This window comes from Pseudomonas sp. R45(2017), from assembly GCF_002112305.1.
Classification (GTDB): domain Bacteria; phylum Pseudomonadota; class Gammaproteobacteria; order Pseudomonadales; family Pseudomonadaceae; genus Aquipseudomonas; species Aquipseudomonas paraglycinae.
This window is the reverse complement of record NZ_NEHH01000010.1, coordinates 109,468-135,265: the sequence shown is the minus strand read 5'-3', so window position 1 is coordinate 135,265 and position 25,798 is coordinate 109,468. Positions and strand designations below refer to the sequence as shown.

Sequence of the window (25,798 nt, the reverse complement as noted above, 5' to 3'; positions counted from 1 at the left end):
CTCGGAAAAAACCGCTGTCGGGGCAAAGTACTGTTGACTGAAAGTCACGAATCACCGCAATCGGTATCGTTCCACCAATAGAACGATGAGGACGGTTTTGGCTGACTAGTACTAAATACGTGGCGAATTTATGATCGCTCCATGATCAACCTGATGACGGAGTCCACCATGAAAAACCTTATCGGTATCTACACCAGCCCTCGCGGCCACTGGGTCGGCGATGGGTTTCCGGTGCGTACCCTGTTTTCCTACGACAACCTGGGCAAGCACGTCAGCCCGTTCCTGCTGCTGGACCACGCCGGCCCCGCGCAATTCACCCCGACCACCGAACGCCGTGGCGTGGGCCAGCATCCGCACCGTGGCTTCGAAACCGTGACCATCGTTTACGAAGGCGAAGTGCAGCACCGCGACTCCACCGGCAGTGGCGGCACCATCGGCCCGGGCGATGTGCAATGGATGACGGCGGCTTCCGGAATCCTGCATGAGGAATTCCATTCGGAAAACTTCGCTCGAACCGGCGGCAACCTGGAAATGGTGCAGCTGTGGGTGAATCTGCCGGCCAAGGACAAAATGGCCGCGCCGGGTTACCAGACCATTCTGGACAGTGAGATTCCGAATATCGCGCTCAAGGATGGCGCCGGCAGCCTGCGTCTGATCGCCGGTGAGTTCGACGGTCACAAGGGCCCATCCCGCACGTTCACGCCTATCGATGTGTGGGATCTGCGGCTGAACACCGGCAAGTTGCTCTCGCTCGATCTGCACGAAGGCCGCAACACCGCACTGGTGGTGTTAAAGGGTTCGGTACAGATCAACGGTGGGGAGTCGATGCGTGAAGGTCAGTTGGCGCTGTTCGAGCGTGATGGCGATCGCATCACCCTCGAAGCCAGCCAGGACGCAGTGGTGCTGCTGCTTAGCGGCGAGCCGATCGACGAGCCGATCGTCGGCCACGGCCCGTTCGTGATGAACACCGAGCAGGAAATCCATCAGGCTTTCGCCGACTTCCAGTCCGGCCGTTTCGGCCAGATGCACGGCTGAAAATCCCGGCAGGTGCCACGTGCGCCTGCCGGTTTTTTTCGAGCGCGTTCGGTGGCGCTCATCCCGCCAAATCAATTACTCCTACACTGAGCCCAATCTGTGCGATCTTCTCGCGACTGGCCCCTGTCGGAGTTGTTTGATGCTGTCTCTGCTCACCGATCATCCGTTGTTTTGCGCCTTGATCCTGATCCTGATCGATCTCGGTCTGTGGCGTCTGATCAGCTCCCACGGCAGTTCGTGGAAACTGTTGGTGCGGGTGCTGATTTTTGCCCTGTTCAGCATTTTGCTGTTCAACGAAGGGCTCAATCCGATGGAGCCGGCGCCGTGGGCCGACAACGTGCCGTTGCACCTGGCGGCGACCGGGTTGCAGATTGGCTGGTGGCTGTTCGGCGCGCGGACCCTGACGGTGTTGATCGGCGCGGTGATGATGCAGCGGGTCGGGCACACCGGGCGGTTGTTGCAGGATCTGCTCGGTGCGGTGATTTTCCTGATCGCAATCATCGCGGCGCTTGCCTACGTGCTGGACCTGCCGGTCAAAGGCGTGCTGGCAACCTCCGGGGCGCTGGCGATCATCGTCGGTCTGGCGTTGCAGAGCACCTTGAGTGACGTGTTTTCCGGGATCGTGCTCAACACCACCAAGCCTTATCAACTGGATGACTGGATCTCCATCGACGGCACCGAAGGCCGGGTCACCGACATCGACTGGCGCGCCACGCGGCTGCAAACCAGTCAGGGCAGCATGGCGGTGATTCCCAACTCGCTGGCGGCCAAGGCCAAGATCATCAACTTCAGCCGGCCGAGCAATATGTTCGGGGTTGCCGTCAGCGTGCAGGTCAGTCCCCATGCTCGGCCCAGCTCGGTGATTGATGCCCTGGAGCGGGCGATGCAGGGTTGCCGCCAATTGCTGGAGAGCCCCGCGCCGAGCGTTGCGCTGAAGAACTCCAGCAGTGCCGGCACCGAATATGAAATCAGCGGGTTTGTCGCCTCGATGAGTGAAAAACGTGTGGTGCGCAATCAGCTGTTCGACCTGGCGTACCGACACCTGCAAGCGTCCGGGGTCAATCTGCTGTCGAGCGATGAGCCTGGCGTGCCGAGCAATCTCTCAAGGCCACGGGCGTTGCTCGACAGCTCGCCGATTTTCTCCACCCTGCGTCAGGAGGAGAAAGAAACCTTCAGCCAGAACATGACCCTGCAGACTTTCCGTGCCGGCGAGATGATCCTCGCGGGCGGCGAGGTCAGCGATCACCTGTTCATCATCGAATCCGGCGTGGTCTCGGTGACGCTCAAACGCCACGGCACACCGTTCGAGTCTGGGCGGATGGGCCCGGGCGAAGTGATCGGCGAGGCGGGGATTCTGTCCGATACATCATTGCCGGCCGACTTCTCCGCCAAGACCTTCTGCGCGCTGTACCGCATCGAGAAGTCTTATCTCAAGCCGTGCCTGGACGCCCGTCACGACATCAACGACGCGATGCAGGCGTTGCTCGATTTCCGTCTGCACAAGGCGCAATCCCTGACCGAAGAAACGCCGGTAGCGGCGCCGAAGAAAGGCTTCCTGCAATGGCTGCGCAATCGCGTCTGACCGTCAGCGCAGTCCGTAGTCCGCCAGTTTGCGTTCCAGGTTCAGGCGTACTTGCGGCCATTCGTCATCGATGATGCTGAAGCGCACCGAGTTGCGCTTGCGGCCGTCCGGCATGATGCGTTCGTGGCGGACGATGCCTTCCTGTTGCGCGCCGAGCCGCAGGATCGCGTTACGCGATTTCTGGTTGTTTTCGTCGGTGGTGAACTGCACGCGCACGCAATCGAGCACCTCGAAGGCGTGGCGCAGCATCAGGTACTTGGCCTCGGTGTTGACGAAGGTCTTCTGAAAGCGTGCCGAGATCCAGCTGCTGCCGATCTCCAGCTTGCGGTTGAGCGGGTCGATCTTCCAGAACCGGGTCGAGCCGATCACTTCGCCGGTTTCCTTCAGCACGATGACGAACGGCATGACCGTCCCAGCCTCACGGCCGTCGAGGGCTTTCTTCAGGTAAGCGTCGACGGTAGAGGCTGACGGCACCACGGTGACCGTGAGATTCCACAGTTCACCGTCGGCGGCAGCGCGGAGCAGGGCATCGGCGTCGGTGTATTGAAGCGGGCGCAGGATGATGCCCTGACCTTGCAGCGTGGTTTGCATGTGGGGATTCTCGGCGATCGGGCGAGGGGTTATTACGCCGTACGGGAAGGATCCGACGCAACCGTCGCGGTGGGTGGATGTCACAGTTTTTATCGGTCAATGGCAGGAATCCGGACGATGAAAAAAATGCGCATTGCCACGTTCAACGTCAACGGCCTGCGGGCCCGACTGCCGAACCTGCTGGAATGGCTCAGGCGCGAGCAGCCGGACATCGCCTGCTTGCAGGAGCTGAAACTGGTGGACAGCGCGTTTCCTGCCGCCGATCTGGAGGCCGCCGGTTATGGCGCCATCTGGCACGGACAGGCGTCATGGAACGGCGTGGCGATTCTTGCCCGCGATGCGCAACCGCTGGAGAGCCGGCGCGGCCTGCCCGGCGATCCCGACGATAAACACAGCCGCTACCTCGAAGCGGCGGTGCATGGAGTGCTGGTGGGGTGCCTGTACCTGCCCAATGGCAACCCGCAACCGGGGCCGAAGTTCGACTACAAACTGGCCTGGTTCGAACGCCTGATCAAATACGCCCGGGATTTGCAAAGCAGCGATCATCCGGTGGTACTGGCCGGCGATTACAACGTGGTGCCTACCGATCTGGATATCTACAACACCCGTTCGTGGCTCAAGGATGCGTTGTTGCAACCGGAGAGCCGCGAGTGCTATCAGCGCCTGCTGGATCAGGGTTGGACGGACTCTTTGCGGCATCTGTATCCCGAAGATCGGCTGTATACCTTCTGGGATTATTTCCGTCAGCACTGGCAGAAGAACTCCGGGCTGCGGATCGACCATCTGCTGCTCAATCCAAAGCTGAGCCCTTATCTGCACGAGGCCGGTGTGGATGCCTGGGTGCGCAACGAACCGCATGCCAGCGACCACGCGCCGACGTGGATTCGCATCGATTCGCGTAAAAGGCGCTAGCAGGTGATTGGTTAATTCAATTGTCGATTCGATGCCCGGATCCCGTATACATGGCGACCATCGGCGGAACGATCCGCGCCTCTATGCAAAAGGACCCAGCAATGAGCGAGCCACGCCTGACGAATCTGAAACAGTACCTGCAACGCCTGGGATTCGATGCGCCCCCGGCACCGACCCTTGAAACCCTGCGTCTGTTGCAACTGCGCCATACCGGCGCCTTTCCATTCGAAAACCTGTCGACGCTCAGTGGCGAGCCCGTCCTGATCGATCTGCCGTCCATCGAGCGAAAAGTTTTGAATGACGCCCGGGGCGGTTACTGCTACGAGCTGAACAATCTGTTTCTGGCGTTGCTGTTGGAGCTGGGGTTCGATGCGCGGGGGATCAGCGGGCGAGTGGTCATGAATCAGCCCGAGGGCAGCTGGACGGCGCGCACCCACCGCCTGAGCCTGGTGACCATTGACGACGTGCGCTACATCACCGACGTCGGCTTCGGCGGCATGGTGCCGACCGCGCCGCTGGTGCTCGATACCGACGCCGAGCAATCCACGCCGCACGAACCGTATCGCATCGAAGTGCAGGCGGATGGTTACATGCTGCGAGCCAAGGTTGCTGGCGAATGGCGGCCGATGTATCTGTTCGACCTGCAACGCCAGGAAGACATCGATTACACCCTCGGCAACTGGTACGTCTCGACCCACCCGGACTCGCCATTTGCTCAGCGCCTGATGGTTGCGCGTACCGGCGACGGCTGGCGGCGCACACTGAACAACGGCAGTTTCGCGATCCATCGCATGGGCGCCGAGAGCGAGCGGCGTGAAGTGACGGATGTCGATGAACTGATCGAATTGCTGGAACGGGAGTTCGGCCTGCACTTGCCGCACCAGCCCGGTGCACGAGAGGCTCTGGCGCGCTTGATTCAGCCAGTTTGAACGCTACGGTTTGACGTCCGGTTCCAGCACCCGCCGGATCTCGTTCACGGCCGCCGACAGTTTTTTCTCAAGGCTCTTGAGGTCGGTGGCGGTGATGCCTTGCTTGAATGGCCCGCTGGAATGTTCGAGTTCCTCGGTAGCGCCACGGCTGTTAAGCAATGCGTGGCGCAGGGTGTTGTTGATGACCGTCTGATAGCCAAACCCCTCGCTTTCAGCGACCTCGCGCGCGGCTTCGATCACCGCGTCATCGAGCATGATGGTGATGCGCGTTTTACCCTTGGTGGGAGCAATGGCGCCGCGTTTACCGTCGCTGAAATTGTATTCATCTTTCATTGATCACCTCTGCACAAAGTTGCCATCGCTCGCTGGGCTCGAATGCGTTGGCAGTATTCTTGCTTTTATCGAACTGAATCTTGAATGACTTCATTATGCATACTTTATATGTATAAAAAGAACGCGACCGCGCCGTCGGTCGCCATGAACACTTCAGCTTGGACGGATAAAGCGTGGACTCGATTGGGGATGTGTTGCCGAATTTGTGGGATGAAAGCAGCGGGTTAGAAGGTTGGGTGGCTAGCTAACCATTATGTGACTGATAAGTTGTATACAAGTCTATGGACATTTGTCCTGACTCTTGCATACAGTGTGCGCATAACAAAAACCAGGGAACTCCCCCACCATGAAAACGCCCCATGTTTCACACCAACGGCCCGAGGACGAGAATCTCGGGGTCGGCGCGAATATGGCTTACGGCCTGCAACACGTTCTGACCATGTATGGCGGTATCGTCGCGGTGCCACTGATCATCGGTCAGGCCGCCGGGCTTTCGCCGGCGGACATCGGTCTGTTGATTGCTGCTTCATTGTTTGCGGGGGGGCTGGCCACGTTGCTGCAAACCCTGGGTTTACCGTTTTTCGGCTGTCAGTTGCCGCTGGTGCAGGGCGTGTCGTTCTCCGGCGTTGCCACCATGGTGGCGATTGTCAGCAGTGGCGGGGAGGGCGGCTTCCAGTCGGTGCTTGGCGCGGTGATTGCGGCGTCGCTGATCGGCTTGCTGATCACGCCGGTTTTTTCGCGAATCACCAAGTTCTTTCCTCCGCTTGTTACCGGCATCGTGATCACTACCATCGGCCTGACGCTGATGCCGGTGGCCGCACGCTGGGCCATGGGCGGTAACAGCCACGCGCCTGACTTCGGCAGCATGCAGAACATCGGTCTGGCGGCGGTCACGCTGGTGCTGGTGTTGCTGCTGAGCAAGGTCGGCAGTTCCACCATCTCGCGTCTGTCGATCCTGTTGGCCATGGTGATCGGCACGGTGCTGGCGGTGTTCCTCGGCATGGCGGATTTCTCCAACGTCACCCAGGGCCCGATGTTCGGCTTCCCGACGCCGTTCCATTTCGGCATGCCGACCTTCCACTTCGCCGCGATCCTGTCGATGTGCATCGTGGTCATGGTGACCCTGGTGGAAACCTCGGCGGACATTCTGGCGGTCGGTGAAATCATCGGCACCAAGGTCGACTCCAAACGCCTGGGCAACGGCCTGCGGGCGGACATGCTGTCGAGCATGTTTGCACCGATCTTCGGCTCGTTCACCCAAAGCGCCTTCGCCCAGAACGTCGGGCTGGTGGCGGTGACCGGGATCAAGAGCCGCTATGTGGTGGCGACCGGCGGTATCTTCCTGGTGATTCTCGGCCTGCTGCCGTTCATGGGCCGGGTCATCGCAGCGGTGCCGACCTCGGTACTCGGTGGTGCCGGTATCGTGCTGTTCGGCACCGTGGCGGCGAGCGGTATCCGCACGCTGTCCAAGGTCGATTACCGCAACAACGTCAACCTGATCATCGTCGCCACCTCGATCGGCTTCGGCATGATCCCGATTGCCGCACCGAACTTCTATGATCACTTCCCGAGCTGGTTCGCGACCATTTTCCATTCGGGCATCAGCTCGTCGGCAATCATGGCGATCCTGCTGAACCTGGCATTCAACCACTTCACGGCGGGTAACTCGGATCAGCAGTCGGTGTTTGCGGCGGCAGAAGAGCGGACCCTGCGTTATCGCGATCTGGCAGCGTTGCGTGAAGGCGACTACTTCAGCGACGGCAAACTGCATGACTGCGACGGCAATGAAGTGCCGGTGATCGATCCGGATGCGGATCACGGTCACGGCGTGCCGAAGGTACATGCCAAGAGCAGCGAGCACGTCTGACCGTTGTAGTTGAATGAAAAGGGCCGATCAGTTGCGAAACTGATCGGCCCTTTTTATGGCGCTGACTTTTTCAATGCCCACAAAAAAGCCCCTGAATCTTTCGATTCAGGGGCTCTGTATTTGGCTCCACAACCTGGACTCGAACCAGGGACCCAGTGATTAACAGTCACTTGCTCTACCAACTGAGCTATTGCGGAATTGGTGCGTATGTTACTGATTTAAAAAGACTAGTCAAGCGCGAGATGTAAATTTGTTGGAAAGGTCAGGACGGGCGGCGGTTTATCGGCGATTGGCGGTTACCAGAACCGTAGCAGAGGTCTACCATGGCCGCCCGGAAGTGGTCACACGCTGCCGGCCATTCGCCGAAAAGGTACGCGCCATGAATAGCCCCATCCTCACCCATCGTCCTGTCGAGGTGTTCGCATGAGCACCGCACAAATCAGCCTGCCCAAAGGCGTTGGTCCACACGCCGAAAAGCTTTTCGACGCGATCACTCAGGCCGCCACGGCTGAAGAGCTGAACCGTGCAGGCGGCAAAGCCGAAGGTTTTGTCCTCGGTCTGGAAAGCACCAAGGCCATCAAGAGCCAGATCGCCGAATCGCTCTACGTCGTTTATGACGATGCGGCGACTCAGCGTGCAGCGGAACTGGCTTAACCGCCGAACGTGAAGGTGCCGAGCATCAGTTTGGCGTACAGCATCGTTGCGCCCAGTTGCACCAGCCACAGCGCCAGCCCGCCGAGAAACACCCCGGCCGCGACTTGCAGCACCAGGTTGTTGCCGCGTTTGGCCGGGGCGCGGGGGATGAAGTCATCCAGATCGTCGCGGTCGGCGCGCAGGTCATCGTTTTTCATGTCGTCTCTCTGAAATATCGTTTGGGTGCAGTCTAGAGGGTGTATCGGTTTTTCTTTAGACAAATAAAAAACGGGAAGCCCGAAAGCTTCCCGTTTTTAGTGCCGCGTCGGGTCAGATGACCTGAACGATGGCGTCTGTCACGGCTTCGATGTTGCTCTGGTTCAGCGCAGCGACGCAAATGCGGCCGGTGTCCAGGGCGTAGATGCCGAACTCGTTGCGCAGGCGGTGAACCTGTTCGGTGGTCAGGCCGGAGTAGGAGAACATGCCGCGCTGACGACCGACGAAGCTGAAGTCACGCTGCGGGGCTTTCTTGGCCAGCAGAGCAACCATCTGCTCGCGCATACCGCGAATGCGCAGGCGCATTTCAGCCAGTTCGGCTTCCCACTGAGCGCGCAGTTCCGGGCTGTTCAGCACGGCGGCGACGATGCTTGCACCGTGGGTCGGCGGGTTGGAGTAGTTGGTGCGGATCACGCGTTTGACTTGCGACAGGACGCGGGCGCTTTCTTCTTTCGATTCGCTGATGATCGACAGTGCACCGACACGCTCGCCATACAGCGAGAACGACTTGGAGAACGAGCTCGATACGAAGAAGGTCAGGCCCGATTCAGCGAACAGACGCACGGCAGCGGCGTCTTCGGCGATGCCGTCACCGAAACCCTGGTAAGCCATGTCGAGGAACGGCACGTGACCTTTGGCCTTGACCGCTTCCAGCACATTGTTCCAGTCCGCCGGGCTCAGGTCGACGCCGGTCGGGTTGTGGCAGCAGGCGTGCAGCACGACGATCGAGCCGTTCGGCAGGGCGTTGAGGTCTTCCAGCAGGCCGGCACGGTTCACGTCGTGGGTGGCGGCGTCGTAGTAGCGGTAGTTCTGCACCGGGAAACCGGCGGTTTCGAACAGGGCGCGGTGGTTTTCCCAGCTCGGGTCGCTGATCGCTACAACGGCATTCGGCAGCAATTGCTTGAGGAAGTCGGCACCGATTTTCAGTGCGCCGGTCCCGCCGACGGCCTGAGTGGTGACAACGCGGCCAGCTGCAAGCAGTGGCGAATCATTGCCGAACAGCAGCTTTTGCACGGCCTGGTCGTAGGCCGCGATGCCGTCGATTGGCAGGTAGCCGCGCGAGGCGTGCTGAGCGGCGCGAATGGTTTCGGCTTCGATGACGGCGCGCAGGAGTGGAATTCGCCCCTCTTCGTTGCAGTACACACCTACCCCGAGGTTGACCTTATTGGTCCGGGTATCGGCGTTGAATGCTTCGTTGAGGCCCAGGATTGGATCGCGGGGTGCCATTTCGACAGCGGAGAACAGGCTCATTTTTACGGCAGCTCTATTGGAGAGTGGAGGGACGTGTGGCGCTCCAGCCGAATGCACTAGAGCGGTGCACAAACGGGGAGCTAGTATAGAGGCCATCATCGATCAATGGCGACAGGCGATTCGGCTTTTAAGGTAAGTTTTTCCGATTATTTTTCGACCGTTAGTCGAATGGATCTGTCGGAGACTTTACCGGATGTAGGACGTTTGCCTTGAAAGGCGAGGCAATCGGCTCCACATTCAGCACAATCTTCGTTTTTCCTTGCGCGACATCGGTCGTTTGCGGTCTTTCTCGTGGTGCTGCGGTTGCCCGCCGCATCGCGATTCCAGAGGTGTTTATGTCTGAATTCCAGCTCGTCACCCGTTTCGACCCCGCCGGCGATCAACCCGAAGCCATTCGCCTGATGGTCGAAGGCATCGAAGCCGGGCTGTCGCACCAGACGCTACTCGGGGTGACCGGGTCGGGCAAGACCTTCAGCATCGCCAACGTGATCGCCCAGGTGCAGCGTCCGACGCTGGTGCTGGCGCCGAACAAGACCCTGGCCGCGCAGTTGTACGGCGAGTTCAAGTCGTTCTTCCCGAACAACGCTGTCGAGTACTTCGTTTCCTATTACGACTACTACCAGCCCGAAGCCTATGTGCCGTCGTCCGACACCTTCATCGAGAAGGATGCGTCGATCAACGACCACATCGAGCAGATGCGTCTGTCAGCGACCAAGGCATTGCTCGAGCGCAAGGACGCGATCATCGTCACCACGGTGTCGTGCATCTACGGTCTGGGCAGCCCGGAAACCTATTTGAAAATGGTCCTGCACGTGGATCGCGGCGACAAGCTCGACCAGCGTGCGCTGGTGCGGCGCCTGGCCGACCTGCAATACACCCGAAACGACATGGATTTCGCCCGTGCGACCTTCCGGGTGCGCGGCGATGTGATCGACATCTACCCGGCGGAATCCGACCTGGAAGCGATCCGCATCGAGTTGTTCGATGACGAGGTGGAGAGCATTTCCGCGTTCGACCCGCTGACCGGCGAAGTCATCCGCAAGCTGCCGCGCTTCACCTTCTATCCGAAGAGCCACTACGTGACGCCCCGGGAAACCCTGCTCGACGCCATTGAGGGGATCAAGGTCGAGTTGCAGGAGCGCCTGGAATACCTGCGCAACAACAACAAACTGGTGGAAGCCCAGCGTCTTGAGCAGCGCACCCGGTTCGACCTGGAGATGATCCTCGAACTCGGCTACTGCAACGGCATCGAAAACTACTCGCGCTACCTCTCGGGTCGTCCGGCCGGCGCTGCGCCGCCGACGCTCTACGATTACCTGCCGGCCGACGCCTTGCTGGTGATCGACGAATCCCACGTCAGCGTGCCGCAAGTCGGCGCGATGTATAAGGGCGACCGTTCGCGTAAGGAAACCCTGGTTGAATACGGCTTCCGCCTGCCATCGGCACTGGACAACCGGCCGATGCGCTTCGACGAGTGGGAAGGAGTGAGCCCGCAGACGATTTTCGTCTCGGCCACGCCCGGCAACTACGAAGCCGAGCACGCCGGACGGGTGATCGAACAGGTTGTGCGCCCGACCGGTCTGGTCGACCCGCAGGTTGAAGTGCGCCCGGCGCTGACCCAGGTCGACGATCTATTGTCGGAAATCACCAAGCGCGTGGCGGTGGAGGAGCGGGTGCTGGTCACCACGCTGACCAAACGCATGGCCGAAGACTTGACCGATTACCTGGCCGATCACGGCGTGCGCGTGCGTTATCTGCACTCGGACATCGACACCGTCGAGCGAGTCGAAATCATCCGCGACCTGCGTTTGGGCACGTTCGATGTGTTGGTGGGGATCAACCTGCTGCGTGAAGGTCTGGACATGCCGGAAGTATCGCTGGTGGCGATTCTCGACGCGGACAAGGAGGGTTTCCTGCGTTCCGAGCGTTCGCTGATCCAGACCATCGGCCGCGCGGCGCGGAACCTCAATGGCCGGGCGATTCTCTACGCGGACCGCATTACTGGTTCGATGGAGAGGGCTATTGGTGAAACCGAGCGTCGTCGCGACAAGCAGATCGCCTTCAACCTGGCCAACGGCATCACGCCGAAGGGCGTGTTCAAGGACGTCGCCGACATCATGGAAGGCGCCACCGTGCCCGGTTCGCGCAGCAAGAAGCGCAAGGGCATGGCCAAGGCCGCCGAAGAGAACGCCAAGTACGAAGCCGAATTGCGCTCGCCGAGCGAGATCACCAAACGCATTCGCCAACTGGAAGAGAAGATGTACCAGCTGGCCCGCGACCTGGAATTCGAAGCGGCAGCGCAGATGCGCGACGAAATTGCCAAGCTGCGTGAGCGGCTGTTGGCTGTCTGACTGATCGTTCCCACGCTCTGCGTGGGAATGCAGCCCTGGACGCTCTGCGTCCGCTCAAGGTTAATGTGCCTCGCCGGCCTTCAGTCCGGCGGGCAGTTTCTTGGTCAGCAAAATCGCCAGCATGCTGATCCCCAGCGCAATCCCGACAAAATGAAACGCATCGTTGTAGGCCATGATCAGCGCCTGCTGATGCACGATCTCGCTCAACTTGCCCAACGCCGCCGTGTCACTGCCGAACCGATCAGTCATCGACGCCAGGCGTTCGGCCACCTGCGGATTGGTCGGCACCACCGCTTCGCGCAGGTAATCGAAGTAGGTCTTGGTGCGCGCGTCCAGCAGCGTTGCGAGCAGGGCGATGCCGATGGCGCCGCCGAGGTTGCGCAAAATGTTGAACAGGCTCGACGCCGAACCCGCGTCCTGCGGCAGGATGTACGCCGTGGCGATCAGCGAAATGGTCACCATGATCAGCGGCTGACCCAAGGCGCGGATAATCTGGATCTGGTTGAACTGCGGCCCGGCGAAATCAGGGTTGAGCACCCCGGATGAAAAACTCGCCAGCCCGAACAGGCCGAAACCGATCGTACACAGCCATTTCGGCGAGACGAACTTCATCAGCTTCGGCACCAGTGGAATCAGAAACAGCTGCGGCACGCCCATCCACATGATCACTTCGCCGATCTGCAAGGCGTTGTAGTTCTGGATCTGCGCCAGATACAGCGGCAGCAGATAGATCGAACCGTACAGCCCGACGCCCATGCCCAGGCTGGAAATACTCGACAGCCCAAAATTGCGATTGCGCAGAATGCCGAGGTTGATCAGCGGATTGGGCTTGGAAATCTGCACGATCACAAAGGTGATCAAACTCAGCAGGGCGATGCTGCCCAGCGTCACGATCAGGCTCGATTCCAGCCAGTCCTTGCGATGGCCTTCCTCAAGAAAAACCTGCAGGCAACCGAGGCCGATGCCCAGCGTGAGAATGCCGGTGTAGTCAGTACTTTTCAGCAGTTCCCAATGCGCTTCTTTCTTCTCCAGTCCATACATCAGCCCGGCGATCATGATCAGCCCCGGCGGGATGTTGATATAGAAGATGTACTCCCAGCCCCAGTTTTCCGTGAGCCAGCCGCCGAGGGTCGGGCCGATGGACGGGGCGAAGGTGGCGGTCATGGCAAACATCGCCATGCCTTTGGCGCGGTGATGTTCGGGGAGTTTGATCAGGGTCAGGGTGAACGCCAGCGGGATCAGCGCGCCGCCGGTGAAACCCTGCATGGCGCGAAACACGATCATGCTCTCCAGGCTCCAGGCCATCGAGCACAACAGCGACGAAATCAGAAATCCCAGCGACACCCACACCGCCAGCCGACGGGCCGACAACAACTGCACCAGCCAGGCGGTCAGCGGAATCATGATGATTTCCGCCACCAGATAAGACGTCGAGATCCACGAGCCTTCTTCCAGCGTCGCCGACAGGGCGCCCTGAATGTCCTTGAGCGAGGAGTTGGTGATCTGGATGTCGAGCACCGCCATGAAGGCGCCGAGCATCACGCTCATCACCGCGATCCAGTCCCGCCGGGTCGGTTCGCCGACCGGGCGGATCAGTGAATCACCGGCCATTGTCAGGGGCGTCTTTGATGTTCACGGTGGCGGTGACGGACATGCCCGGACGGATCTTGCCGTGCAGCGGGTTATCGGCCTTGAAGGTCAGCTTGACCGGAATCCGCTGCACGACCTTGGTGAAGTTGCCGGTGGCGTTGTCCGGCGGCAACAGGCTGAACTGTGCGCCGGAGGCGGCGAACAGGCTGTCGACCCGGGCCTCAATCGGCGTATCGCCATAGGCGTCGAAGAGCAGTTCGGCCTTCTGACCCGGCTGCATGTGGCCGATCTGGGTTTCCTTGAAGTTGGCCTGCACCCAGATGTCCTCGTCCGGAACGATCGACAAAAGATACGCGCCGGCCTGTACCACTTGACCATTGCGCGCGGCACGCTGGCCGATCAGGCCGCTGATCGGCGCGTGGATTTCGCTGCGGGTCAGGTTCAGTTCGGCCTGGGCGAGGTCGGCGCGGGCGTTGGCGATCTGCGCGTCGAGGCGTTTGATTTCGGCGGTCAGTGCGTTGACCTGCTGGCGCTGGCTCTGGGCATCGGCCTGGGCCTTGGCCACTTGCGAGCGAGCGATGTGGGCGTCGGCGGAGAGGGTGGTGACCCGCTCCTCGGAAACGTAGCCGGGTTTGCGCAGGGTTTCTGCCCGCGACAAATCCACCTGCGAACGGCCGAGCGTCGCCTGGGTCGTGGCTACTTGCGCGTCGCTGGCGGCGATCAGGCTGGCTTGCTGGGTCAGTTTGCTCTGAGCTTGCAGGCGTTCGGCCTCGCGGGTGGCGAGGGCGGCGTTGGCGCGATCGACGGCGAGGCGGAAGTCATCGCCTTCGAGACGGATCAGCAACTGGCCTTTTTCCACGTGTTGATTGTCCTGCACCAGGACTTCGTCGATGCGTGCGCTCAACTGGCTCGACACGCGGGTGATTTCACCCTGGACATAGGCGTTGTCGGTGCTTTCATAAAAGCGTCCCTTGAAAAACCAATGAGCGAAAAAGCCCCCGGCAATCAACAGGACCAGCAACAGGAAAATGAACAGGCGACGCTTGAGTTGGGCAGGCATGGGCAAACTGTAGTCGAGGAATTGTAAGGAAAGTTATCAGCAGGCGAATCTGGCATACAGCCGATGAACGGTAAATGCTGTCTGTTGATATTCGGCCATTCACCACGGCCAACGGGCGTTCCAGACGCAACCTTGGCTTAAATGCCCTGCCCGCTGGAGCGGGGCGGGTGTCGCCTGTTACCATTCGCCGCTTGATCGTTCTTTGCTTTTCATTCTTTTCGAGACATGCCATGACCACCGTCCGCACTCGCATCGCGCCATCGCCTACCGGGGATCCCCACGTAGGTACCGCTTACATCGCACTGTTCAACTACTGCTTTGCCAAGCAGCACGGCGGTGAGTTCATCCTGCGGATCGAAGACACCGATCAGTTGCGTTCGACCCGCGAGTCCGAACAGCAGATCTTCGACGCCCTGCGCTGGCTGGGCATCGACTGGAGCGAAGGCCCGGACGTTGGCGGCCCGCACGGCCCGTACCGTCAGAGCGAGCGCGGCGATATCTACCAGAAGTATTGCCAGCAACTGGTCGACATGGGCCACGCCTTCCCGTGCTTCTGCACCGCCGAAGAGCTGGACCAGATGCGCGCCGAGCAAATGGCACGCGGCGAAACCCCGCGTTACGACGGCCGTGCGCTGTTGCTGTCCAAGGAAGAAGTCGCCCGTCGCCTGGCTGCCGGCGAGCCGCACGTGATCCGCATGAAGGTGCCGAGCGAAGGCGTCTGCGTGGTTCCGGACATGCTGCGTGGCGACGTCGAGATCCCGTGGGATCGCATGGACATGCAAGTGCTGATGAAGACCGACGGTCTGCCGACGTACTTCCTGGCCAACGTGGTTGACGATCACCTGATGGGTATAACCCACGTGCTGCGCGGTGAAGAATGGCTGCCGTCGGCGCCTAAACTGATCCTGCTCTACGAGTACTTCGGCTGGGAACAACCGGAGCTGTGCTACATGCCGCTGCTGCGCAACCCTGACAAGAGCAAACTGTCCAAACGCAAAAACCCGACTTCGGTGACGTTCTACGAGCGCATGGGTTTCATGCCTGAGGCGATGCTCAACTATCTGGGCCGCATGGGCTGGTCGATGCCGGACGAGCGCGAGAAGTTCTCGCTGCAGGAAATGGTCGACAACTTTGACCTCAAGCGCGTGTCGCTGGGCGGGCCGATTTTCGACATCGAGAAACTGTCGTGGCTCAACGGCCAGTGGCTGCGTGATCTGCCGGTGGAAGAGTTCGCCGCTCGCGTTCAGAAGTGGGCGTTCAATTCCGAATACATGATGAAGATCGCGCCGCACGTTCAGGGCCGTGTCGAAACCTTCAGCCAGGTTGCACCGCTGGCCGGGTTCTTCTTTGCCGGTGGCGTGAATCCGGATGCCAAGCTGTTCGAATCGAAAAAGCTGTCGGGCGATCAGGTTCGTCAACTGATGCAGTTGATCCTGTGGAAGCTTGAGAGCCTGCGTCAGTGGGAGAAAGACAGCATCACCGCGACGATTCAGGCGGTGGTCGAATCCCTCGAGCTGAAGCTGCGTGATGCAATGCCGCTGATGTTTGCCGCGATCACCGGGCAGGCGAGTTCGGTGTCGGTGCTCGATGCGATGGAAATCCTCGGGCCGGACCTGACCCGTTTCCGTCTGCGCCAGGCGATTGACCTGCTGGGCGGCGTGTCGAAGAAAGAAAACAAAGAGTGGGAAAAGCTGTTGGGCGCCATCGCCTGATTGCGTTTGACTCTGCAGGACGCGCCGAAGGCCAGGATCTTTTGATCCTGTCCTTCGGTGTTTTCCCCCGAATTTACGGGGGGAGGGCGGTAAGTGATTGTAATGCCGACAAAAAATTTTGATTTTTTTCAAAAATAAGTTTGACAGCCTTTCGATACGCCCTTAAGATTCGCCCCGTCCTCAGCGATGACATCAACGATGAGGGGCTATAGCTCAGCTGGGAGAGCGCTTGCATGGCATGCAAGAGGTCGACGGTTCGATCCCGTCTAGCTCCACCAATTTACACTTCGAAGCCTGGCCACACCGGCTTCGAAGCGATCAACACTCAGCGTTGATCAGTTGTATAGAAGGGTTTGCGTCCCCTTCGTCTAGTGGCCTAGGACACCGCCCTTTCACGGCGGTAACAGGGGTTCGAGTCCCCTAGGGGACGCCAGTTTTACAGAAGCGATGTTGCAAGATGTCGCTCCGCCGAGAGGCGAAAAATCCGGGGCTATAGCTCAGCTGGGAGAGCGCCTGCATGGCATGCAGGAGGTCAGCGGTTCGATCCCGCTTAGCTCCACCAATTTACAGTTCAAGGTCTGGCCACACCGGCCTTGAATCGATCAGTACTCAGCGCTGATCAGTTGTATAGAAGGTTTGTGTCCCCTTCGTCTAGTGGCCTAGGACACCGCCCTTTCACGGCGGTAACAGGGGTTCGAGTCCCCTAGGGGACGCCACGATTACCCGCTCTGCGGGATTTTATAAGGGTCATTCAATTATTGAATGGCCCTTTTGTTTGTCTGGCGTTTGGCCAAATCCTCTTTTTCCTTAACACTGTGCTTCAGACCAGCGGTCACGCTTGTGACTTGCGGAATATTATTATGAGAATAATATTGCTATCGTAATATTCGGAGGCGACGATGAACGACAAGAAAGCTCAAACCCGCGAACGCATTCTCAAGGCCGCCAGCGCTGCACTGATCCAGCGCGGCCCGGCTGAACCGAGCGTGGGCGAAGTGATGGGTGCAGCCGGCCTGACCGTCGGTGGCTTCTACGCCCACTTCGAAAGTAAGGACGCAATGATGCTTGAGGCGTTCAAGCAATTGCTCGGTCGCCGTCGCGACCTCATTGCCGACATGGACAGCGAGCTGACCGGTGAAGAGCGCCGCGCCCTGGTGGCGGCGTTCTACCTGTCGCGCAAGCATCGCGATTCCAGCGATTCGGCCTGCCCGATTCCGGCCTCCATCGGCGAGCTTGGGCGGCTGCCGGAAGAATTCCGCATAGCGCTGAACGAGCACCTGGAACTGATGATTGCGCAGTTGGCTTCAAGCCCTGAAGACATCGATAAAGCGTTGGCCGACGTGGCCTTGATGGTAGGTGGTCTGGCGCTCTCAAGGGCGTTGGGCCCTGGGGATTTATCCGATCGATTGCTGCGTGCTGCCAAGTCGGCGGTGCGTTGACCTGAAGGCTACAAGCCCGAGGAGAGAGCGATGAGCACGTTGAAGTGGGTTCGCGGCGTTAATGGCACCTTGGGCTGGTTCGCACCGAAACTGGTGGCGAGCAAAATGCGGCTGGCGTTCATGACGCCGCGCGCGAATGCACCGCGGGACTGGGAATTGCCGCTGCTGGCCAAATCCGAGCGCATTACCTTGCGTTTCGGTCTCTCGGCTCTGCGCTGGGGACAAGGCCCGACGGTCCTGCTGATGCACGGCTGGGAAGGGCGACCCACCCAGTTTGCCGCGTTGATCACGGCGCTGGTCGACGCGGGCTACACGGTTGTCGCGCTGGATGGTCCGGCCCACGGTCGCTCGCCGGGGCGCGAAGCCAACGTGGTGCTGTTCGCTCGAGCGATGCTTGAAGCCGCGGCCGAATTGCCGCCGTTGCAAGCGGTCATCGGCCACTCCATGGGCGGTGCCAGTGCCATGCTCGCTGTGCAACTGGGGTTGCGTACCGAGACCTTGGTGAGCATTGCCGCTCCGGCGCGAATTCTTGGTGTTTTGCGCGGATTTGCCCGCTACGTCGGCATGCCACCCAGAGCTCGTTCCGCGTTCATTCGCGAGGTTGAACAGGACGTCGGCATGCGCGCCGCCACCCTCGATGTCGCCCACTATCAACTGGATATACCGGGCCTGATCGTGCATGCCGAAGACGACACTTTCGTTTCGGTCAAGGAATCCCAACTGATCCACGAATCCTGGTTCGACAGTCGCTTGCTGCGTCTGGAAGCCGGCGGCCATCAGCGCGTACTGGCCGACCCTCGGGTGATTGATGGCGTGTTATCACTGCTGGCCGGGCGCAGCCTTCAGGCGCGGCAATCGGCCTAGTCATCCGTTACACTGCCCCGGTTGAATCATTTGACCGGGAGTAGGGCATGGGCTGGGATCGGGCAACGCCGTTTACCATTGATCTGCAAGTGGGCGCCGAGGACATCGACGGGCTGGGCCACGCCAACAACGCGGTCTACGTGACCTGGCTCGAGCGCTGCGCCTGGCGCCACTCGCAGCGTCTGGGTCTGGATCTGGTCGAGTACCGGCGTCTGGATCGGGCGATGGCCGTTGTGCGCCACGAAATCGATTACCTGGCCGCCGCCTATGAAGGCGACGAGCTGCAACTGGCGACCTGGATCGTCGATTGGGATCAGCGCCTGAAAATGACCCGTCACTTCCAGTTGATTCGCCCCAGCGACAACACCACGCTGCTGCGCGCCCAGACCACCTTCGTTTGCATCGAGCTGTCCACCGGCAGGCCCAAGCGCATGCCCGCCGAGTTCATCGACGGCTACGGCCCGGCCATCCGGACAGCGGACATGGGTTTAACCCGCGAAACCCAGTAAACTGCCGCACGTTTTTCCTTGAGTGTGTGTTTCCCATGCAAATTGCTCTGGCGCCGATGGAAGGGTTGGTCGACGACATCCTGCGCGATGTCCTGACCCGTGTCGGCGGTATTGACTGGTGCGTGACCGAGTTCATTCGGGTCAACGATCAGTTGCTGACCCCGGCCTATTTCCACAAGTTCGGCCCTGAACTGCTCAACGGTGCGCGCACCGCTTCCGGCGTGCCGCTGCGCGTGCAATTGCTGGGTTCCGATCCGGTGTGCCTGGCAGAAAACGCGGCGCTGGCCTGCGAGCTCGGTTCTGAAGTGATCGACCTGAACTTCGGTTGTCCGGCAAAAACGGTCAACAAATCCCGTGGCGGTGCGGTGCTGCTCAAGGAGCCGGAACTGCTCAACCGGATCGTCGAGCACGTGCGTCGCGCCGTTCCTGCACACATTCCGGTTACCGCCAAGATGCGCCTGGGTTTCGACAGTCCGGACGGCTCGCTGGTCTGCGCCACGGCGCTGGCCGAGGGCGGTGCCGAGCACATCGTGGTTCACGCCCGGACCAAGGTCGACGGCTACAAGCCGCCAGCGCATTGGGAATGGATCCCGCGCGTGCAGGACGTGGTCAAGGTGCCGGTGTTTGCCAATGGCGACATCTGGAGCGTCGAAGACTGGCGCCGCTGCCGGGAAATCAGCGGCGTCGAAGACATCATGCTCGGTCGTGGTCTGGTGTCGCGTCCGGATCTGGCCAGGCAGATCGCCGCCGCCCGTGCCGGCGAGGACGTCGTCGAGATGACCTGGACCGAACTGATGCCGCTGATCCAGGACTTCTGGCTGCAAGCCAAAGCACAAATGACCGCGCGCCAATCGCCGGGCCGTTTGAAGCAGTGGTTGGCCATGTTGACCCGCAATTATCCCGAAGCCGTTGAGCTTTTTACCGTGCTGCGCCGGGAGACCGAGCCGGATCAGGTCTCGCGTTTGCTGGGTTTGCCGGTCGCCGAAGCCGCCTGAAAAAAATCTTCAAACGATCTCTTGAAAACAAAACGCAGGTCCCTATCTAAGGGTTACGCGATGCCGAATTCGGGTCGCGGAGACAAAAAAACTTGCTGATTGTTTTCAGGAGATTTGAATCATGAGTACTGCATTTTCCCTCGCTCCACTGTTCCGTTCTTCGGTGGGTTTCGACCGTTTCAACGACCTGTTCGAAACCGCTCTGCGCAACGAGCCAGGCAGCACCTATCCGCCTTACAACGTGGAAAAACACGGTGACGATCAATACCGCATCGTCGTGGCGGCGGCCGGTTTCCAGGAAGAAGACCTGGAACTGCAAGTCGAGAAAGGCGTGCTGACCATCAGTGGCGGCAAGCGTGATGCCAACGAAGGCGTCACGTTCCTGCACCAGGGCATTGCCCAGCGTGCATTCAAGTTGTCCTTCCGTCTGGCCGATCACATCGAGATCAAGGCCGCCGGCCTGAGCAACGGTCTGTTGAGCATCGACCTGTTGCGCGTGATCCCGGAAGAGGCGAAAGCCAAGCGCATCCCGATCAACGGAGCGCAGCCGGCTCTGCAACACTGAGTCACTTGCAGAAACAAATCGTCTGAACGGGCGATAAGCCGCTGAATGAAGGCCCCGATACGTCGGGGCCTTTTTTGTGGGCGCAGGAAAATGGCTGTTCGACTTTGCCGCCAGCGGCGGTTTCTCTACAATCCGCCGCAGTTTAGCCGACCCCATCCTTAGCGGTCGGCCTGGAGCCTTTTTTCATGGACGATATTCAACAGCGCTGGCTGTGCGCCCTTTCTGCGCCAATGGCAGCGCTCAATACCGGCGCCGGGTATGACGACCCTGCCTTCTGCGACGACCGCTATATCGATCTGAAAGGCAGCTGGGGAATCGATGACCGGCGACAATTGTTCGACATGCTTCAATGGATGACGGACGACGGACATGCCAAGCACCTGAGTGGCGCCTATTCGGCGTGGCAACGTTGTCTGCCGAATGAATGGCAACGCCTGCTCGAAGAGCTGAGCCCTCGCGAGCGTGTTCTGCATGAGTTTGCCAGTCGCACTTTTGGCGGTTGTGGTCCAGGAGGGATCTTGTCCTGGGATTACGGGCGGATGGGGTTTCTCTTGCGTTGCGCAGTGCGCAATCAGTGGATTGATCTGGCCGAAAGCAACTGGTTGCACAGTCGTTTGGCCGTCAGGGCGCAGTTTCACTACGGTAACTGGATGTCCTACTTCAATGGCTTTGTTGTGGGTCGCAGCTTTTGGTGCTGCCTGAACACAAGCGACGACGAGTTAGCCTGGGAGTTGGAGCGGCAGGGGGACAGTGCTCATAACCTGCGGATCACCCGCGGCCTCGCCCAGAACATCCCGCACTTTCTCGCCGACCTGCCCTGGCACATGGAAATTGATTCGTTACCCCGTCCGGCATCGCTCAAGGAGTTCGACTGGTCATGAGTTGCTGGATTCGCCTGGGCATCGAGCCCACCTCCGACGAAACCCGGATTCGTGATGCCTACCGCGCACGTTTGCCGTCGCATCATCCGGAAACCGATCCGGAAGGTTTTCAGGCGCTGCGTATGGCCTACGAAAACGCGTTGCGTCTGGCGCGGGAAGGCGAGGAAGAAGCGCCCGAGGAAGAAACTGAAGAGTCAGGGCAGGAGGTTGTCGAGGTCCCGCAGGCGTTCGTGGATTTCTGCGAATTACTTGACGATCCCGCGCGGCGGTTCAATGTCGGGGCATGGCAGGCATTTGTCCGGGCGCTTGATGAGCTGTCGCTGGAACAGCTTGATGAACTCAGTTGGGGGCTCTACCACCGGCTGGCCGACGCCGGTCCGCTGTCTTACCGCTGCGCGAATTTGTTGGCCAGGCGAATGGCCTGGGATCAGCAGTTGCTGGATCTGGAATTCGAAGACGCACAGCGGGTTGAAGCCTTTCTGCAACGAATTGAAACGCCTGACCCGTTCGATACCGATCTGATGAGCGCTTGGTCAGAGGCTGCGCAGACCGAAACACTCTGGTACGCACGCAGCCTTGACTTCATTTTCGCCAAGCGTCCACTCCATGAGTTTGCCGACTTCGCCGGTCAGCACACCTGTCTGCCGTTGCCGGATGATGCTGCGTTCATCAAGCGTTTGCTGGTGCAGTTCACTCAGGCGGGCATCGGTGCATCGACATTTTTGCAGTGCTGCGTCGAAAAGCAGCTGGAGGCACCTGATGACGTGGACTGGCTTTACCTGTTGGCGTGTCAGAGCAGTCTGCTGGGGCGGGACGATCAGGCATTGCCTTGCTGGATCCGACTGTGGAACGAGTTCCGCCATCCTATGGCCGAAAGTCGTCTGCTGGAATTGTGCGCCAAGCGGCAACCGACTTTTCTGCCTCTGCTGATTCAGGCGTTCGATTGTCTGGGCGATTTCTCCGAGTGGCCTGCGGATCTCGGGGATGACGCGCAGGTATACGGCAGTCCGTCACAACGCCCCGAGACGCTGAACCGTTGGTTGGGTGTTGGACGGTTGAAGCTCGATAGCCTGGCGCAAAGTTTTGTCGATTGGCGCATGACAGGCGATGAACTCCCGTTGCTTGCCCAACTGCTGGGTGAGAATGCCGACAGCAGGCTGCTGCAACTGTACCGGCATGCCTGGGCGCTGCATCGCGGTGATGCGGTCTTGCTGCAGCGGATTCTGGATCAGCCGCTCCCGGTCGATGCGCTTGAATGCCTGGTGTTGAGCGGGTTCAAAGTTCAGGCCGGACAACATCTGCGCTGGTTGGAGAATGCGCCGATTGCGCAGGCTATGAGCGTATTCAGCGAAGCGGATTCAATATCGCAGCAATTGCCGCAGGCACTGACAACAGGCGAGCTGCACAAGGTCTGTCGTCTGTGGCTGCGTCGCTTGCGGCCCTACAGTGACACCGCCCTGGAGCGCATCGCAGAAGCGTTCAAATTGGGCGCCGTCAAAGACGACTGTGACTTGTCCGAGCTCGATCTGCTCCTTCAGTTGAGCCGTCGCGGGATAGGGTTGCCGCCGGTGGGGCTGGGCGAGGCTGCCTGGGAGTGGCACGCTCAAACCGTGTTTTTGCTGGCGTTGCTGGATCAGCCGGAGCGCTGGCTGCCAATGATCGATGGGCAGTGCCTGGAGCGTCTGCCGTTCAGTCCGGCTCATCCTTTGAGTCGACTGCAGCCACTGTTGCGGCGGTTGCAACGCGAGCAAGGCAATTGCGACGGTTTACTGGGCTGGCTGCAAGGCAATGATCCGGTGCACGGCTTGTTGGTGCAGCAATTGTTCAGCGTGCAGCAGGCACTCGACAGCGCCCGATTGCCTGCCAATACCCTGCTTTACACCTGCATCGAGAGCGACCGCGCTGCGTGTGGCGACGATCTGTTGGGGCTGTTGATGTTCTGGGGCGTGCTCTATCACGACCCGAGCCTGAGCGCCGAGCAGCATCGTGCCTTGCTGCAGTCCATCGCGGCAGTCAGTTGCGAGGATGACTGGTTCGAAGGGTTTCGTGACGGCTTGATCAAGGGCGAGCCGGTGTGGCCGCCGCGCAAGGTGTTGACGGATTTTGGGGTCGACAAACTGTTGGCATACGAAGCCCTCGATTCGCTCAAGGCCATGGTTCGCTATGGCGCTGCCGGAGTGCCGAAAACGCGAGTGCTGCGCCAATTGCAGCAGGGCAAGGATGACGTGAAGAACAGTATCGGCTTGCGCCTGGCGCTGTGTGCCTTGCTGTCCTGGTCGGAGCGTTTGATGTTGGCCAAAAGTGATATTCAGCCGGTGCCAGCAGGGGCGATCTGGCGCCTGGGGTCGCGGCTGGGGCGCAAGGCTTTTATCGCCCAGGTCCTGGGGGGGGTGGTGATTACGCCGGTGGCAGGATTGATCAGCGGTACCACATTCTTTGGCATTCTGATCCTGTTACTGGGTGTTCTGCTGTTATTCGGTGCCACTCTGCGCCGTTTGCATGATATGGGACGAGGCCTGCCCACATTGCTGATATTCATGGCCTTGTTGCCGGTCTTGCCGTTTCTGCCGCTGCTGCTGTTCGGCTTTCCCGGTGACAAGTTGCCCAACCGGTACGGGGTGCCACCGGACAGCGGCGGTGGCGAGATGCTGTCCGGTGGTCTGCAGGCTGCTCTGCGGCTACTTAACGGTTAGAGGCGCAGTTGATCCAGCGCCTTGTTGAGCTCTGAGCGGTGGCTGGCGATCTCGGCCGGCTGCTGTCCGCCGAGTACCGTGGTGAAGTTGTGCAGCCACTCGGCAATGTGTTCGCGCTGCGTGCCCAGACTTTGCATCCATGCCCGCTCCAGACGGGCCAGCAGTGTGCGGTTGGGCAATGCGTCGCGTGGATGGACCTTCAGCGTCGACAGACGGTTATGGCTGTCTCTGCGTGCTTGTTCATTCAGCCCGGTGGGACTGCGGTCGATGCTGTGGCTGTGGCGTTCGCCGGTCTGGAGCAGCGTGACGTCGACCTCGAGTAAACCGTTGATGTCGTAACTGAAGCGTACGTCCAACTCCTGAATGTTATCGGTGGGCGTCAAGGTGACATCGAAAGCGTCAATGAGGATGTTGTCACGTACCCACGGCCGCTCACCCTGATAAACGGCAATGCGCAGCAGCTCCTGCCGGGGATGGGTTGTGTGGTAGCGCTCGACCCGTGACGTCGGGATGATGGTGTTGCGTTCGATGATCGGTGAAAAGGCGCCGTCGATGCCTTTGCCACGCATGGTTGCGATGCCCAGCGTATACGGGCAGACATCGGTCAGAATCAGTTCTTCGATCGCACCATCGCGCGCCTTGCAGGCCGCTTGCGTGGCCGCACCCAGTGCAACGAGGGTGTCGGGATCAAGATGTCGGTAGGGCAGGCGTCCGAACAGTGTGGCGACCAACTGTTGTACCGCAGGCATCCGCGTTGCCCCACCGACCAGCACCAGACTGTCGAGATCCCGTGGTTTCAGGCGCGCATCGCGCAGGGCCTGTTCGATCGGCGCGCGCAATCGTGCCAGCAACGGTTCCCAGATCTTCACGGCAGCGGCTTCATCCAGCGACCATTCGTACAGTTCGTCGGCATGGCGCCAGTTCAGCGATTGAGGTCCTTCGCCGAGTTTGCATTTGAGTTGTTCCAGGGCATCGCCCAGGCTGGCCATGCCTTGCGGATCAATCATCGACGGGGTCAGTTGCCAGCTTTTCAGACAGGCATTCAGCAGTGCAGCGGTAAAGTCCTCACCACCCAAAAAGTTGTCACCGGTGGACGCATGCACTTCAATCAGCGGCAACGCATATTCCAGCACCGTGACATCGAACGTCCCGCCGCCCAGATCGAAGATCAGCGTGCGTTCGAATTTTTGCTCGTGCAGGCCATACGCCATTGCAGCGGCGGTTGGCTCGTTGATCAGTCGGGAGACCTTCAGGCCCGCCAGTTCGGCGGCGAACAGGGTGCGTTTGCGTTGCTCGTCACTGAAATACGCCGGTACGGAAATCACTGCTTCAGAAACCGGATGACCGAGAAAGGCTTCGGCGTCCTGCTTGAGTGAGCCCAGCACCAGTGCCGATAACTCTTCGGGGCTGAAGGTTTTGGTGCCGAGTTCGATCTGCCGGTCGCTGCCCATGAATCGCTTGAACGCGGCGGCCGTGCGTTCCGGGTGGGTCGTCAGGCGTGCGCGTGCGGCTTTGCCGACCAGAATGGTCTCGTCTTCATCGAGACTGACCACCGAAGGGGTCAGTACCTCGCCGAGGGCGTTGGGGATCAATCGGGCCTGACCGTCCAGCCAGACGGCGATCAAACTGTTGGTGGTGCCAAGGTCAATGCCCAGCAGGGCCGGGCGGGGGAGGGTTGCATCCTGCATGATCGATCTCGAAACAGCGCGAAAAAACGCGACCCTACAGGT

At 60.0% G+C, this 25,798-nt stretch carries 22 protein-coding genes and 5 tRNA genes; 19 read left to right on the top strand and 8 right to left on the bottom strand.

Annotation, left to right across the window (positions count from 1 at the left end; genetic code table 11):
• Positions 1 to 168 precede the first annotated feature (168 nt).
• Together CAF74_RS22855 and CAF74_RS22850 are read left to right on the top strand one after the other, a co-directional pair.
• Positions 169 to 1,035: a pirin family protein gene (locus CAF74_RS22855; protein WP_085747924.1), complete on the top strand. Its 867-nt coding sequence runs from the start codon at positions 169 to 171 to the stop codon at positions 1,033 to 1,035.
• A gap of 139 nt (positions 1,036 to 1,174) precedes the next feature.
• The gene (locus CAF74_RS22850) at positions 1,175 to 2,617 is read left to right on the top strand and encodes a mechanosensitive ion channel family protein (protein WP_085747848.1); all 1,443 of its coding nucleotides are present in this window, start codon (positions 1,175 to 1,177) and stop codon (positions 2,615 to 2,617) included.
• Positions 2,618 to 2,620: 3 nt separating this feature from the next.
• Here the strand turns inward: CAF74_RS22850 and CAF74_RS22845 are convergent, their stop codons facing one another.
• A complete protein-coding gene (locus tag CAF74_RS22845; protein ID WP_085747847.1) occupies positions 2,621 to 3,208 on the bottom strand; it encodes a GNAT family N-acetyltransferase in 588 nt (195 codons plus the stop codon).
• A 117-nt stretch (positions 3,209 to 3,325) separates the two neighbouring features.
• Between CAF74_RS22845 and CAF74_RS22840 the strand changes: the two genes are divergently transcribed.
• Both CAF74_RS22840 and CAF74_RS22835 read left to right on the top strand, forming a co-directional pair.
• Positions 3,326 to 4,120, top strand: a complete 795-nt coding sequence (locus tag CAF74_RS22840; protein WP_085747846.1) for an exodeoxyribonuclease III — start codon at positions 3,326 to 3,328, stop codon at positions 4,118 to 4,120.
• A 101-nt stretch (positions 4,121 to 4,221) separates the two neighbouring features.
• A complete protein-coding gene (locus tag CAF74_RS22835) occupies positions 4,222 to 5,049 on the top strand; it encodes an arylamine N-acetyltransferase (RefSeq protein WP_085747845.1) in 828 nt (275 codons plus the stop codon).
• Between the two features lie 3 nt (positions 5,050 to 5,052).
• Here CAF74_RS22835 and CAF74_RS22830 read toward each other — a convergent pair whose 3' ends face one another.
• Positions 5,053 to 5,382: a BrnA antitoxin family protein gene (locus tag CAF74_RS22830; RefSeq protein WP_085747844.1), complete on the bottom strand. Its 330-nt coding sequence runs from the start codon at positions 5,380 to 5,382 to the stop codon at positions 5,053 to 5,055.
• 346 nt (positions 5,383 to 5,728) lie between these two features.
• Here CAF74_RS22830 and CAF74_RS22825 point away from each other — a divergent pair, with 346 nt between their 5' ends.
• Positions 5,729 to 7,249 carry a nucleobase:cation symporter-2 family protein gene (locus CAF74_RS22825; RefSeq protein WP_085747843.1) on the top strand — a complete coding sequence of 507 codons (1,521 nt, stop codon included), beginning with the start codon at positions 5,729 to 5,731 and terminating at the stop codon, positions 7,247 to 7,249.
• Positions 7,250 to 7,370: 121 nt separating this feature from the next.
• Here CAF74_RS22825 and CAF74_RS22820 read toward each other — a convergent pair.
• Positions 7,371 to 7,446 (bottom strand) — tRNA-Asn (locus tag CAF74_RS22820).
• Positions 7,447 to 7,672: 226 nt separating this feature from the next.
• Here CAF74_RS22820 and CAF74_RS22815 point away from each other — a divergent pair.
• On the top strand, positions 7,673 to 7,903 hold the full coding sequence (locus tag CAF74_RS22815) for a hypothetical protein (RefSeq protein ID WP_011333336.1): 231 nt from the start codon (positions 7,673 to 7,675) through the stop codon (positions 7,901 to 7,903).
• On the opposite strand, the gene CAF74_RS22810 is transcribed toward CAF74_RS22815, so the two are convergent.
• Both CAF74_RS22810 and CAF74_RS22805 read right to left on the bottom strand, forming a co-directional pair.
• Positions 7,900 to 8,100, bottom strand: a complete 201-nt coding sequence (locus CAF74_RS22810) for a hypothetical protein (RefSeq protein ID WP_007956421.1) — start codon at positions 8,098 to 8,100, stop codon at positions 7,900 to 7,902. The two genes, CAF74_RS22815 and CAF74_RS22810, sit on opposite strands and share 4 nt — an antisense overlap.
• Positions 8,101 to 8,212: 112 nt before the next feature.
• Positions 8,213 to 9,409 carry an amino acid aminotransferase gene (locus CAF74_RS22805; RefSeq protein WP_085747842.1) on the bottom strand — a complete coding sequence of 399 codons (1,197 nt, stop codon included), beginning with the start codon at positions 9,407 to 9,409 and terminating at the stop codon, positions 8,213 to 8,215.
• A 335-nt stretch (positions 9,410 to 9,744) separates the two neighbouring features.
• On the opposite strand from CAF74_RS22805, the gene uvrB reads away from it, so the two are divergent.
• Positions 9,745 to 11,760 carry an excinuclease ABC subunit UvrB gene (gene uvrB, locus CAF74_RS22800; protein ID WP_011333338.1) on the top strand — a complete coding sequence of 672 codons (2,016 nt, stop codon included), beginning with the start codon at positions 9,745 to 9,747 and terminating at the stop codon, positions 11,758 to 11,760.
• Between the two features lie 60 nt (positions 11,761 to 11,820).
• Here the strand turns inward: uvrB and CAF74_RS22795 are convergent, their stop codons facing one another.
• Complete coding sequence (locus CAF74_RS22795) at positions 11,821 to 13,311, bottom strand: MDR family MFS transporter (RefSeq protein WP_170844900.1); 1,491 nt, start codon at positions 13,309 to 13,311, stop codon at positions 11,821 to 11,823.
• 49 nt (positions 13,312 to 13,360) lie between these two features.
• The gene (locus CAF74_RS22790; protein WP_085607876.1) at positions 13,361 to 14,410 is read right to left on the bottom strand and encodes an HlyD family secretion protein; all 1,050 of its coding nucleotides are present in this window, start codon (positions 14,408 to 14,410) and stop codon (positions 13,361 to 13,363) included.
• 230 nt (positions 14,411 to 14,640) lie between these two features.
• On the opposite strand from CAF74_RS22790, the gene gltX reads away from it, so the two are divergent.
• The 12 genes from gltX (at position 14,641) to CAF74_RS22730 (ending at position 24,068) form a co-directional block, all read left to right on the top strand.
• Positions 14,641 to 16,122: a glutamate--tRNA ligase gene (gene gltX / locus CAF74_RS22785; protein ID WP_007956429.1), complete on the top strand. Its 1,482-nt coding sequence runs from the start codon at positions 14,641 to 14,643 to the stop codon at positions 16,120 to 16,122.
• A gap of 202 nt (positions 16,123 to 16,324) precedes the next feature.
• A tRNA-Ala gene (locus CAF74_RS22780) sits at positions 16,325 to 16,400 on the top strand.
• A gap of 79 nt (positions 16,401 to 16,479) precedes the next feature.
• Positions 16,480 to 16,555 (top strand) — tRNA-Glu (locus CAF74_RS22775).
• Positions 16,556 to 16,608: 53 nt separating this feature from the next.
• Positions 16,609 to 16,684: transfer RNA gene (locus tag CAF74_RS22770), tRNA-Ala, on the top strand.
• A gap of 78 nt (positions 16,685 to 16,762) precedes the next feature.
• A tRNA-Glu gene (locus CAF74_RS22765) sits at positions 16,763 to 16,838 on the top strand.
• A gap of 183 nt (positions 16,839 to 17,021) precedes the next feature.
• The gene (locus CAF74_RS22760; protein ID WP_007956432.1) at positions 17,022 to 17,561 is read left to right on the top strand and encodes a TetR/AcrR family transcriptional regulator; all 540 of its coding nucleotides are present in this window, start codon (positions 17,022 to 17,024) and stop codon (positions 17,559 to 17,561) included.
• A gap of 30 nt (positions 17,562 to 17,591) precedes the next feature.
• Positions 17,592 to 18,425, top strand: coding sequence for an alpha/beta fold hydrolase (locus CAF74_RS22755; RefSeq protein WP_085747841.1), 834 nt, complete (start codon positions 17,592 to 17,594; stop codon positions 18,423 to 18,425).
• Positions 18,426 to 18,472: 47 nt separating this feature from the next.
• Positions 18,473 to 18,934 carry a thioesterase family protein gene (locus CAF74_RS22750; RefSeq protein ID WP_085747840.1) on the top strand — a complete coding sequence of 154 codons (462 nt, stop codon included), beginning with the start codon at positions 18,473 to 18,475 and terminating at the stop codon, positions 18,932 to 18,934.
• A 35-nt stretch (positions 18,935 to 18,969) separates the two neighbouring features.
• On the top strand, positions 18,970 to 19,929 hold the full coding sequence (locus tag CAF74_RS22745; RefSeq protein WP_085747839.1) for a tRNA-dihydrouridine synthase: 960 nt from the start codon (positions 18,970 to 18,972) through the stop codon (positions 19,927 to 19,929).
• Between the two features lie 121 nt (positions 19,930 to 20,050).
• A complete protein-coding gene (locus tag CAF74_RS22740) occupies positions 20,051 to 20,494 on the top strand; it encodes an Hsp20 family protein (RefSeq protein ID WP_011333344.1) in 444 nt (147 codons plus the stop codon).
• A gap of 185 nt (positions 20,495 to 20,679) precedes the next feature.
• A complete protein-coding gene (locus CAF74_RS22735) occupies positions 20,680 to 21,375 on the top strand; it encodes a DUF1266 domain-containing protein (RefSeq protein WP_085747838.1) in 696 nt (231 codons plus the stop codon).
• Positions 21,372 to 24,068, top strand: a complete 2,697-nt coding sequence (locus CAF74_RS22730; protein ID WP_085747837.1) for a J domain-containing protein — start codon at positions 21,372 to 21,374, stop codon at positions 24,066 to 24,068. The genes CAF74_RS22735 and CAF74_RS22730 overlap by 4 nt, the downstream gene beginning before the upstream one ends.
• Here CAF74_RS22730 and CAF74_RS22725 read toward each other — a convergent pair.
• The gene (locus CAF74_RS22725; protein ID WP_085747836.1) at positions 24,065 to 25,756 is read right to left on the bottom strand and encodes a molecular chaperone HscC; all 1,692 of its coding nucleotides are present in this window, start codon (positions 25,754 to 25,756) and stop codon (positions 24,065 to 24,067) included. The genes CAF74_RS22730 and CAF74_RS22725 overlap by 4 nt on opposite strands.
• Positions 25,757 to 25,798: the final 42 nt, after the last annotated feature.

Bases quoted from the DNA above. Each gene is read 5' to 3' on its own strand.
- CAF74_RS22855 (WP_085747924.1), top strand. From the start codon at position 169: ATGAAAAACCTTATCGGTATCTACACCAGCCCTCGCGGCCACTGGGTC.
- CAF74_RS22850 (WP_085747848.1), top strand. From the start codon at position 1,175: ATGCTGTCTCTGCTCACCGATCATCCGTTGTTTTGCGCCTTGATCCTG.
- CAF74_RS22845 (WP_085747847.1), bottom strand. From the start codon at position 3,208: ATGCAAACCACGCTGCAAGGTCAGGGCATCATCCTGCGCCCGCTTCAA.
- CAF74_RS22840 (WP_085747846.1), top strand. From the start codon at position 3,326: ATGAAAAAAATGCGCATTGCCACGTTCAACGTCAACGGCCTGCGGGCC.
- CAF74_RS22835 (WP_085747845.1), top strand. From the start codon at position 4,222: ATGAGCGAGCCACGCCTGACGAATCTGAAACAGTACCTGCAACGCCTG.
- CAF74_RS22830 (WP_085747844.1), bottom strand. From the start codon at position 5,382: ATGAAAGATGAATACAATTTCAGCGACGGTAAACGCGGCGCCATTGCT.
- CAF74_RS22825 (WP_085747843.1), top strand. From the start codon at position 5,729: ATGAAAACGCCCCATGTTTCACACCAACGGCCCGAGGACGAGAATCTC.
- CAF74_RS22815 (WP_011333336.1), top strand. From the start codon at position 7,673: ATGAGCACCGCACAAATCAGCCTGCCCAAAGGCGTTGGTCCACACGCC.
- CAF74_RS22810 (WP_007956421.1), bottom strand. From the start codon at position 8,100: ATGAAAAACGATGACCTGCGCGCCGACCGCGACGATCTGGATGACTTC.
- CAF74_RS22805 (WP_085747842.1), bottom strand. From the start codon at position 9,409: ATGAGCCTGTTCTCCGCTGTCGAAATGGCACCCCGCGATCCAATCCTG.
- uvrB (WP_011333338.1), top strand. From the start codon at position 9,745: ATGTCTGAATTCCAGCTCGTCACCCGTTTCGACCCCGCCGGCGATCAA.
- CAF74_RS22790 (WP_085607876.1), bottom strand. From the start codon at position 14,410: ATGCCTGCCCAACTCAAGCGTCGCCTGTTCATTTTCCTGTTGCTGGTC.
- gltX (WP_007956429.1), top strand. From the start codon at position 14,641: ATGACCACCGTCCGCACTCGCATCGCGCCATCGCCTACCGGGGATCCC.
- CAF74_RS22760 (WP_007956432.1), top strand. From the start codon at position 17,022: ATGAACGACAAGAAAGCTCAAACCCGCGAACGCATTCTCAAGGCCGCC.
- CAF74_RS22755 (WP_085747841.1), top strand. From the start codon at position 17,592: ATGAGCACGTTGAAGTGGGTTCGCGGCGTTAATGGCACCTTGGGCTGG.
- CAF74_RS22750 (WP_085747840.1), top strand. From the start codon at position 18,473: ATGGGCTGGGATCGGGCAACGCCGTTTACCATTGATCTGCAAGTGGGC.
- CAF74_RS22745 (WP_085747839.1), top strand. From the start codon at position 18,970: ATGCAAATTGCTCTGGCGCCGATGGAAGGGTTGGTCGACGACATCCTG.
- CAF74_RS22740 (WP_011333344.1), top strand. From the start codon at position 20,051: ATGAGTACTGCATTTTCCCTCGCTCCACTGTTCCGTTCTTCGGTGGGT.
- CAF74_RS22735 (WP_085747838.1), top strand. From the start codon at position 20,680: ATGGACGATATTCAACAGCGCTGGCTGTGCGCCCTTTCTGCGCCAATG.
- CAF74_RS22730 (WP_085747837.1), top strand. From the start codon at position 21,372: ATGAGTTGCTGGATTCGCCTGGGCATCGAGCCCACCTCCGACGAAACC.
- CAF74_RS22725 (WP_085747836.1), bottom strand. From the start codon at position 25,756: ATGCAGGATGCAACCCTCCCCCGCCCGGCCCTGCTGGGCATTGACCTT.